Source organism: Pontimonas sp. (genome assembly GCF_031581085.1).
In the GTDB taxonomy this organism is placed as follows: Bacteria; Actinomycetota; Actinomycetes; order Actinomycetales; family Microbacteriaceae; genus Pontimonas.
In genome coordinates, this window is record NZ_JAVLBO010000034.1 from 1 (window position 1) to 9,103 (window position 9,103).

A 9,103-nucleotide genomic window follows, 5' to 3' on the forward strand; every position below is an offset into this window, starting at 1 on the left:
CGAGCAGCGGGGTAGCCCTGTGGTTCGTCTTCGACGCTTCGGGGGTCTTTTCGGTCGGCGACGAATTGGAAGCTTTGGGGGCCGACTCGCAGGGAGCTACCGGATGAACGATCGGCGAGGGACGCGAGGAATCCGAGTGAAACGAGAACGGGGAACTCTGCCCTGACCATTCCGTTAGCCCAGGCGAACCGGGAAGAAATCCGGTTGAACAAGTAGAGCAGGACCAAGGGCAACACAATGCCGAGCACGAGAAGAGCAATAAAGACTCCGAGGAACACCCCCGCACTCTGTTGGGTCCGCGACTCGAAAGCGAATACGACATCTTCGTCGAACATCGGAGCCTGCCCGAGGTTTCCGCTCGTCGTCGTGTGGATCGACTCAACGCTGGAGTCTGCTTGCAAAGGATTACGCGCGTTCACACTGATGATGAAGGCTGAATCGCCAGCCGGCACTTCAAAACACGTGAAGGTGTCATCCGAGCGCGTTTGTCGATCCGCACTGAAGGTCCATTCCCACTGCGCTTCGCGGTCCACCGGTTCGACAGCCTGTGGCTGGGAATCCGAGACCCGTTTTGGACCATGAGCGATGCAAAACTCTCCGCTGGCGACATCAGCCGGGGGCACAACCCTCATTTCACCCTCAGCAACGCCCTCGGGCCCATCGAGTGATGACAGGGTAATCACCGAGTTTTCGATCAGAGGAAAGGCCCCGCTAGAGAGGACGTTTAGGGTGAACCGGGATTTAATCGGTTCAAAATCTCCACCGAGGCTGAGCGTCAGTTGGACGTTGAGAGACTCGCCCAGGGAGGTATCGGGATTAAATCCGGCGATGCGGAAGCTGCCCGTTTGGGGGTCGGGCCCTTCGATCTCGACGTCCTCTACGGCAACGAGCCCGTCGGGTTCAATAATTTCCAACCGCATTGCGTTTTGCTCGTATACCGAAAGGTCCAATTCCATATTCGAGTACTTACTCTGTCGAACAACCTGTCCCGCCAAGGTGTTGTCACGCCCGAGCACAATCGGGGTTTCCTGACTTCGGTCTAAGTCAATGGTGAGGCCGGCGAACACGTAGAGCGAGGAAAAAGTCGTCTCTTCTTGGGGAGAGAAAGTCCACGTCCCAATTCCCGTGGCCTCGTCAACGCTCACGTCGATGGTAGTCACCCCTGTGCGTTGGTTGAGATTAACTTGCGGAGGTCCGGCGTCGGGGCCAATCTGAACTGCTCCTTCCGGGCCAGTGAGTGTCCAATCGAATGAGGTGGTGAGAATACGGAATGCTGCGGTGCCCTGTTCAATTTGAAAACTTCCGTTATCGCCGATCTCTTTCGAGTCGCCACCTTCAATTTCAGCCTGCAGTTTGAGAAACTGGAAGGCGAGGGCAATCGGATCCTCAGCATCGAGGAATGCACCGTTTGCTTCTCCGGGAATGGCCTTCCCATCGGGCCCCAGGTTGGCGCACTCCACCACCTCGCCCTCGGGGAAACCCGGCGGCGTATAGTCGCCATAGATTTCGCCAGAACCCTCTACGAGGGGGAGCATAAAGCTGGCGAAGTATCGAAAATCTCCGACCTTTTCATCGATTTCCTGCGCGCTCAGCCCAGGGTTGTTCGACGGCGCGCGAAGCGCCTGTTCATTTTTGAACAGCACCGCGAACACGCCAATGTTTCGCTCCCGAAAACTGGCCATTAAGCCGAGATTGTCACTACTGCGGCGATCGAGTCTGTCGGCGCCAATTCCGGAGTGGCAGAGGGCAGCCAGGGAAGGAAGGGAGAGTGTTTTGTCCTGTCCAAGCCGGATTCCACCATCGGTAAACCAGATGAGCGCCTGGCAGTTGGCTTCGTCGGGGTTAATCTCATCGAGCTGCTCTGAGGCGTAGGTCAGACCAGCCTCCCAGTTTGTCCACTTCACGCTCCCTGACCGTGTCGCCGACGCCGTGATTGCTGAACTGAGATCCCCCGCGGTTACTGCCGCGTCAGACGGTGATTGCACCGATCGCCATTCAAAAACGGGCGTCACGTCGGTGGAAAACAGTGCAGCACCTACGTTCACTGAAATTCCTTGCTCCGCGAAGCTCGCGAGCTGCAGCACGCTGTCGGAGAGAATCTCCTCTCGGACTACACCGGGGTCGGTATTAAGCAAACTGTCCGAATCATCCACCAGGTAAAACACATCGATGGTTTTATTGTCGGCTGAGCGCAGACATGTGGTGAGATCAGCGAACGCTTCTTGGCCCACTTCGGAGAGGTCCTCGAGAGAATTCGCGCTCGCCGGAGTCGGCGCCGAGACCATCGGGGCCAACAAGGCAATACTTGCCGCGACAGCAGTGGCAAATGCCAGGCCTCGAAAGCGCTGTGACGTCATGAGAACAAGGGCCATCCGTACTGGACTGCGCTTCGCGCCAGCCACTCACTGATTCGCCAAATGTGCACCACTCCAAAGGCGATGCTGAGGCCCGCCAGAATGCGAAGAATCCGGGAGAGGTGCGGACGTATGACAAACCACGGGTCTCGCTGGCCGGCAAGCTGTCCGACCGCGTCCCATCCGGTTGCGAGGACCGCGACGAGTGGGGTTAAGCCATAACCCACGAGAGACCACCACTGTGCTCCGAGTTGTTGCAAAAAAATAGCGATTAGTGCACTGGCCACGAGAGCAATGACGCCGACGATAAGTGGCCACACTGACGCGCTGCGAGGGGTACCCACAGCGCTGTCTCCAAAGTCTGGCGCCATCGGTGGAGGAGTGGCTCCTGGGAGCGAAGTCACAGAGACCCCCTCAGTGAAATAAAATAGATAAAAACTCAGTCTCAAACTAGCATTGCTTTGAAAAAGCGGTCAATGTGGTGAGCTCTGGCCTCAGTTATGGCCTCTGGTAGCAACCGGCCCGTGAAAAGCATCTTCGGGTGGGCTTGGGAAAAAATCGAAGGGTTTTATCAACGTGGAGTGTAGTTACTGCGGCAAATCGGTTGCCGGTTCTGGCTTTTGCCCGCACTGTGGCAAGCCCGTAAGCGTAGCCGGTAATACAAGGCCTCCAGCACCCACCACCCCTACTCAGCCAGTGGCACCAGCGCCACCGCCACAGCCACCAATTGCTCAGCCTCAGCCGCCACAGCCGACCTATCCAGTCGGTGGCTCGCAATCAGCCGGGTACCCACCCCAGCCTCAGTCTCCTCGCCCGCGCAATAAGGGCTTATTAGTCACCCTGATTGTGATCGGCTCCGTGGTTCTTGCCGGGGGTGTGGGGCTGTCTGGTTATCTGCTGTGGCCCCAACTGATTTCGGATTCGTCTACACCCGAAGAGACTGCTGATGCGTCTCCCGGCCAATACGGCTCCGACAGTCGACTAGACGCGCTCTGGGATCGATGCGAGGTCGGTGATTTTCCGGCCTGCGATGAGCTCTACGCCACTTCGCCAGAGGGCAGTGAATACGAGCGCTTCGGCGAAACCTGTGGTGCGCGAGGTGAGGAAAAACCAGGCCTTTGCGAAACCTTGGGTGGTGCGCAAACACCGAGTGATTCGGTGGATTCGGATCCGGAACTCGATTTGCTCCAAGCCGAATGCGAGGGAGGGGACTTTCAAGCCTGCGACGATTTGTTTCTTGCCTCCGATCCGGGCTCTCGCTATGAAGATTTCGGAGCGACATGCGGTGATCGCGGGCCAGCCGACGGAAACTGCGTTATTCGATTCGAGTAATCAGGCAAGCGTGTTACCCGCCCACACAGAGCTCACATTGCCCCTGGGTCAAGGGCGTTCCACAATTAAGGCAGTCGTCATCCAGGTCAAAAGCGGCGGGGTAGCTCAAACCCGGGGGAGTTGAGCGGGGGGGCTCGCGAGTTCGGCTAGTGTGACTCGGCCCCGCGCTAGAGGGAATCTCGCCTGATGCGATGGGGGTCTCTGGCGGGGCGACCATGGTCTCCGCGGGCGTTGAATCAGTGGTGTCTTCTGGAGGTGGCGCCACGTCTGCAGTGAGAGATTTAATCAATGAATCTAAATCGGTGCCACAGCCGGTGCAAAATCGCCCCAGTCGGGGGGTCCCGCAATGGGGGCAATATTTCAGTTCAATCACTCGGAGTCGCCTCCGGGTTCGACGCCCTGGCCCTCGTCTTCTTGGCTTTCGACGCCTTGATTCAGCTCGTCATCGCCTTGCTCAGTGCTCGTGGGTGGGCTCGCCGGGGGATTTTCACTGTCGTCGTCTCCGACGGCAGGCTCTTCTGGGGTGTCTCCTTCAGATTCGTCGGCTGAGTTCTCTGAGCCATCGTCATCAGTTGCCGGTGTGTCGACGTTATAGGGACTAAGTGGACGCCAGGTGATTTCCCGTTGGCTGGGATCGGCCAAAAACGCTCTGGTCGGGTCAGGAATGACAAGCAGAGTGTCTCTGGGCAACTGATCGAGGGCGCCGATTCCGTTGGCCGATTGAAGCGTCCGGACACCCGAGAGGGGGTTGTCGTAGAACTGCTGGGCGATTGACATCAGAGTGTCTTGTTCGTGCGGCGCATAGGTGAACACTCGATCCTCATAGAGCTCACCGATCTGGACTTGCAGGTCGGAAATGAGGAGAGCTTGAGCATCGGCGACCGCTCGAGTGTCCGCCAAGGTCTGGCTGACATCGGGTGGAGTTTGGGCGAGGGTCACACTGGCGCCCGCGCCCGCCCCCAGGGCCAATGCCAGGACACCAACGCCCCAAAGCTTTGCCACTGTTGCTCGACCGGAGGGGACCCCAGCCGTGACGGGATCGATTGCGCGCCTCGGACCGCTGTGGGTCTGGCCCGAGACAATCTCCTGGACCCCGCCATCTGGTGTATTGGCAAACCATCCGTAGAGCCCTTGTACTGGATCAATGACGAGGGCAAAGTGGCCCGGATTGTTGAAAAAGTTCTGCTGGATGAACAGATCGTATTCGGAGAGAAAGATCCCAAAAGTTGGGTGTGTGTGGTACCAGCCCACGATGTCGTAGTCGGGGAACTGGTCCCTCGCCATGCTCAAAATCTCTTCCCACACGTCGTGGGTGAACGTCAGTGTGACCTGCTCCGCCGACGCCGAGAGAGCCGGAATGAAACCGTGGATGGTTGTTCCCTCCGGGGAGGCCGTACCCATCAACACCCCGCCGACTTCAGCAGACAGCTGGGAGTAGGCGTGTTGTTCGATCTGGACCATTAGTCCGTCATCGAGCTGAAACGAGGGTGTGGGGGAGTGCTCCGTCATTGGGCTCCTCGCACAAGAAGATGAATCCGCTCAGACTCCCACCGGGCCGTCACAACGTCCAACGCCCCCAGGCCCATGTGGGCAATGTTGAGGGTGAGAAGCGCAGACTCTGGGTCAACACTGGTGCGGATATCCCCCACGCGCTCCTCTTGGCAGGAGTCGCAGCGGCCCTCACCCGGCCCAAACGCAGACCGCGCCTTCGTGATCTCTTCGCCTTGGCCACAGCTGGCGCAGGCTCGAAGCGTGATCATGTCTTCTTCGAAGTCCACCGCCGTAGGGTCGCCCAGAAGGCTGTCGCGGGCTGCCTCGAGGGCTTCGGTGAGAGTAGACGCGCTCGAGGCATCGACGAGTGTCTCGTAAGTGTCGTGGGCTAGACAGTATTCGTCCTCGGTGTAGCCGCTGATAAACGTGTCCACCGTGTCCCCGGTGTAGCTCCAGACCTTGCCGCGCAACCCCACGAGGTCAGCGTTTCCGGTCATCATTTTGATGGCTTCCTGGACTTGAATACCGGCCACAATGGCCGCTGTGGTGGCGTTTGTGGGAGTTTTTCCCTCAAGGATGTCTTCGGGGGCTAACAGTGCACAACTTCGCCGGTGACTGAGCTGGGCGTAGTCAGCTTCGCTGAGAGTGCAGGCATAGCAGGGCCCTGTGGGCCCAAATATCCGGACAATTCCTCTCAAACCTTCGATGGCGGCGTCGATCCATTCGATACCCCACTTTCGGCAGGCTTGGTTGACCCACAACCGCGCCTCTCGGTTATCCAATGCACCAATCACCACGTCGAAGCCGCGCACGTAGCCCACCCCGAGGCGTTGTACAGCGATCGGGTGGCCGACACTTTCCACCTCGGGGTTTAACGCTGTGAGTTTCTGGGCAAGAACGCTGGCTTTATTGGAGCCCTCATCCGTTTCCGAAAAAAACACGCAGCGAGCCAGGTTCGAGTGCTCGATGTCGTCCATGTCGCACACCTCAATGCGCCCCACTCCTACAAGGGCGAGGTTTTTGGCGACTTCATTGCCGATTGCGCCAGCGCCCACCACAAGAACACGCGATGCCGCTAATTTCGACTGGTCCCACCAGGTGATGAGTTCTTGTCGGTGGTAGCGCCCGTTCGTGTCAGCGACGCGCACGGGTCGAACCTGCGGTGATTTCTGGAACAAGTCTGAGCGTGTCGCCGTTGTTCACCCCGCTATCGCGTAATGTGCTGTCGTCTCTCACCTGAGATTGGGTTTCGGCGTGGTGGAACCGATAGGACATGGGTTGACCGTCTGGTCCCACCAGAGGCATTCCGAGGCCTTGGACCACCGCCGCAATGACTCGAATTGCCGGCTGATCGTCGGGCATCTCCACGGTGTCTCGACGACCGCCCGTGGCGTCGGTAATGGTCACAGAAATGTCGGCCATGTTAGTTCCTCACTACTCCCGAATTGACTGCCTTTTGACCGCGCTCTCTGAAGCGCAGTGCGGTCTTGCCCATACTGATCGAATCGCCGTCTCGAAGCGACGCCTGGGTTGTTTCCACGCCGTTGACAAAAAGTATTCCTGAAGGGTCAGTCGCCGACACGGTCGCACCGGAACCTGATTTTTCGAGAACAGCAGCAAGGCCAGGCACTGTCTCATCTTTAATCAGCGTAATGTCGGCTTTGGGTGCGGAGCCTAGGGTAATCGTGCGTTGGTAGAGGATGAACTGTTTACCAGCCATTCCGCCGTGGGTGATCTCAATCCAGGACGTCTTCGCGGCTTCTTCGGTCAGCGCGATGACCCCACCAATCGCCAGTCCGGTAATGAGTAGACCCACGATTTGGGAAACATTTTCGCTGGGAAGAATGTCGAAGAGGTAGCCTCCGATAAAGCCCCCCACAATTCCCCCACCGCCAGTGAGGAGGGCACGTCTCCATTGCAGGGCAGAAATGCCAATCGTCAAACCTGCCGCTAGGCCAATAAACGACCACGCCAGGCCGCGGTTGAGCTGGTTGCGGTTTAGAAGCTGCTCAAAGAATTCGTCAGATCCCGGTGAGAGCCCACTGGCCACCAGGTCGTCATAAATTTGCTCGAAACCAGAGTTGTAGAGGGCGTTGGCCACAAACCCCAACGCCAAGCCAAGGATCACCGCAGCGACCATGCCAATTCCGAGGCGTTGGGGGAACTTCGAGTAAGCGCCCTCTTTGAGGACATCGCCTATCACCAGGAGAAGCCCGACTAACACCGCGGTACTCGCACTAGCGACGACGTTTGTCGCCGTGGCATCCTCGTCGTTGCGGAAAAGCGGAAAGAGGAATTCCCACGCCCCCCAGGTCAAGACACCACCGACGAGGCCGGCCCCAATCAGCCAGACAACTGCCTGGAGTGAGCTCCCGGTTTTTTCCGGCGCACCGATTTCTCGAATAAGGGGGACTTTCTTTGCTTCCTGGAGACGGTCCACGACCGAGTTGACCTCTGCGCTGTCCATCATTTCGGCCGAAATACGAAGAGGTTTTTTCTGACCTTCCTCTTCTGGTGTGCTGTTACTCATTGTGGGTGTCCTTCCTCCGGGCCGTGACTCTGGATGGAAATGCTGGGTGTCGCGGATGCGGTGTGGATGTCGAAGGAGCCAATCGGCAATTCGTGCGCGTGCGAGACGGCCCATTCGGCGGCAATTGCGTTGAGGGGTGACTGGATGTTGTATTTCTGCCACTGCAACATTTGGCCGATATCTAGGACGATGTCGGAAAGGCTTTGAGCGGGGCTCCAAAAATCGGCAATGCAGATGTAGTCGCTGAAATTAGGGTGAAAAATCTGCTCATTCGAGACCGCTTTTGGTTTCTCCTTGGGGTATCCCTGCGGCAGGGTCAACGAGACAAAAGTCCGGTTCGACACTCGGGGTCGATTCGAGGAGTCGAGTACCAAAGTCGGCAGGTCGAAGACAATGTTGTACGCCTCTGGTGGGTGGGTTCCGACCGGCTCAATCCAGATGAAAGGGTGGCCGTCAAAGCGCATTCGAAGCTGTGAATAGTCATTCGCCAACCTGTTTAGTCGTGGACTGGGCACTTTAGATCACCTCCTGCGGGGTGTTGGATTTCATGTCGGGAGAGTTTGCACAACCAAAGCTTGAGCATCCTTCGAACTCTTCCCAACAGTCGCGATGCAGCGGTGCCTCACACGCTCCACAACGTGGTCCCCGAAGAGCACTCACCGGGCCCAAGCAAAAACCACACGGCACAAAATTTGGTTGATCGTCATCCGTTGACATTTGAAAACCCCGAACTTGGCAGCGTGAAGTTTAAAAGTAACAATTAATATCAAAGTCGACAACTGCGCAGTGGTTGGTTCTCCTGCGCGCACCTCACCTCTAGAAGGATTTCGTCCTGGGTTTTATCTGAGGGCCTCAGGACTTTCGGTTGCGGATGATCTCTGGGCTAGCGTGGAGGCATGGACTTGTCGTCGTTGCTCCCAGAATTGCGTGCTTTTATGGCCGAAAGGGACTGGGGGAAGTTCCACACGCCAGAAAACCTCTCCAAAAGCATTGCGATTGAAGCGGGAGAATTATTGGAGTGCTTCCAGTGGGACTCTGAGGCGAAACCGGAGCGAGTTCAGGATGAACTGGCAGACGTACTGACCTATGCGCTTCTTCTCTCGGACCGACTGGGTGTTGATCCGCTTGAGATAGTTTCCAAAAAACTGCAAGTCACGAAAGAAAAATACCCGGTGGAGAAAGCCCGCGGCTCGAGCAGGAAATATGACGAGCTTCAGGATTGAACGGCTGCCCTTTGATGGGGGAGCGCTTCAAGTATGGGGACAAGCCGATGAGCGCCATTCCAACTGGCCTGTGGTGTACACCCTCAGTAACAGCAAGAAAATCTATGTGGGAGAGACTGTCAACCCGGTCAGCCGCCTACTCCAACACCTCTCAAATCCCGATAAATCACAGC

The 9,103-nt window shown here is 57.4% G+C and carries 9 protein-coding genes and 1 pseudogene; 3 read left to right on the forward strand and 7 right to left on the reverse strand.

The annotated features are described in order from the left end of the window. Positions 1–2,372, reverse strand: a 2,372-nt coding sequence (locus tag RI518_RS07310) for a hypothetical protein (RefSeq protein WP_310689733.1), incomplete at its 3' end; no start/stop codon positions are given. Then, a complete protein-coding gene (locus tag RI518_RS07315) occupies positions 2,354–2,698 on the reverse strand; it encodes a hypothetical protein (protein WP_310689734.1) in 345 nt (114 codons plus the stop codon). The genes RI518_RS07315 and RI518_RS07310, both read right to left, overlap by 19 nt. A gap of 502 nt (positions 2,699–3,200) precedes the next feature. Here RI518_RS07315 and RI518_RS07320 point away from each other — a divergent pair. Beyond that, entirely contained in the window at positions 3,201–3,686 is a 486-nt protein-coding gene (locus RI518_RS07320) for a hypothetical protein (RefSeq protein WP_310689735.1), read from the forward strand. A 369-nt stretch (positions 3,687–4,055) separates the two neighbouring features. On the opposite strand, the gene RI518_RS07325 is transcribed toward RI518_RS07320, so the two are convergent. The 5 genes from RI518_RS07325 to RI518_RS07345 are packed head-to-tail and all read right to left on the reverse strand — an operon-like array spanning position 4,056 to position 8,198. Then, positions 4,056–5,195 (reverse strand): hypothetical protein, encoded by a 1,140-nt coding sequence (locus tag RI518_RS07325; protein WP_310689736.1) that lies wholly within the window; start codon positions 5,193–5,195, stop codon positions 4,056–4,058. After that, positions 5,192–6,325: a ThiF family adenylyltransferase gene (locus RI518_RS07330; protein WP_310689737.1), complete on the reverse strand. Its 1,134-nt coding sequence runs from the start codon at positions 6,323–6,325 to the stop codon at positions 5,192–5,194. Before RI518_RS07330 ends, RI518_RS07325 begins: the two co-directional genes overlap by 4 nt. Next, positions 6,312–6,599 carry an EsaB/YukD family protein gene (locus RI518_RS07335; protein WP_310689738.1) on the reverse strand — a complete coding sequence of 96 codons (288 nt, stop codon included), beginning with the start codon at positions 6,597–6,599 and terminating at the stop codon, positions 6,312–6,314. The genes RI518_RS07330 and RI518_RS07335 overlap by 14 nt, the downstream gene beginning before the upstream one ends. A gap of 1 nt (position 6,600) precedes the next feature. Next, positions 6,601–7,707 (reverse strand): FHA domain-containing protein, encoded by a 1,107-nt coding sequence (locus RI518_RS07340; RefSeq protein WP_310689739.1) that lies wholly within the window; start codon positions 7,705–7,707, stop codon positions 6,601–6,603. Further along, a complete protein-coding gene (locus RI518_RS07345) occupies positions 7,704–8,198 on the reverse strand; it encodes a ubiquitin-conjugating enzyme E2 (RefSeq protein WP_310689740.1) in 495 nt (164 codons plus the stop codon). The genes RI518_RS07340 and RI518_RS07345 overlap by 4 nt, the downstream gene beginning before the upstream one ends. A gap of 405 nt (positions 8,199–8,603) precedes the next feature. On the opposite strand from RI518_RS07345, the gene RI518_RS07350 reads away from it, so the two are divergent. Continuing rightward, positions 8,604–8,930, forward strand: coding sequence for a nucleotide pyrophosphohydrolase (locus RI518_RS07350; protein ID WP_310689741.1), 327 nt, complete (start codon positions 8,604–8,606; stop codon positions 8,928–8,930). Next, positions 8,911–9,103 (forward strand): annotated as a pseudogene (locus RI518_RS07355) (GIY-YIG nuclease family protein); the annotation flags it as partial. The gene RI518_RS07350 and the pseudogene RI518_RS07355, both read left to right, overlap by 20 nt.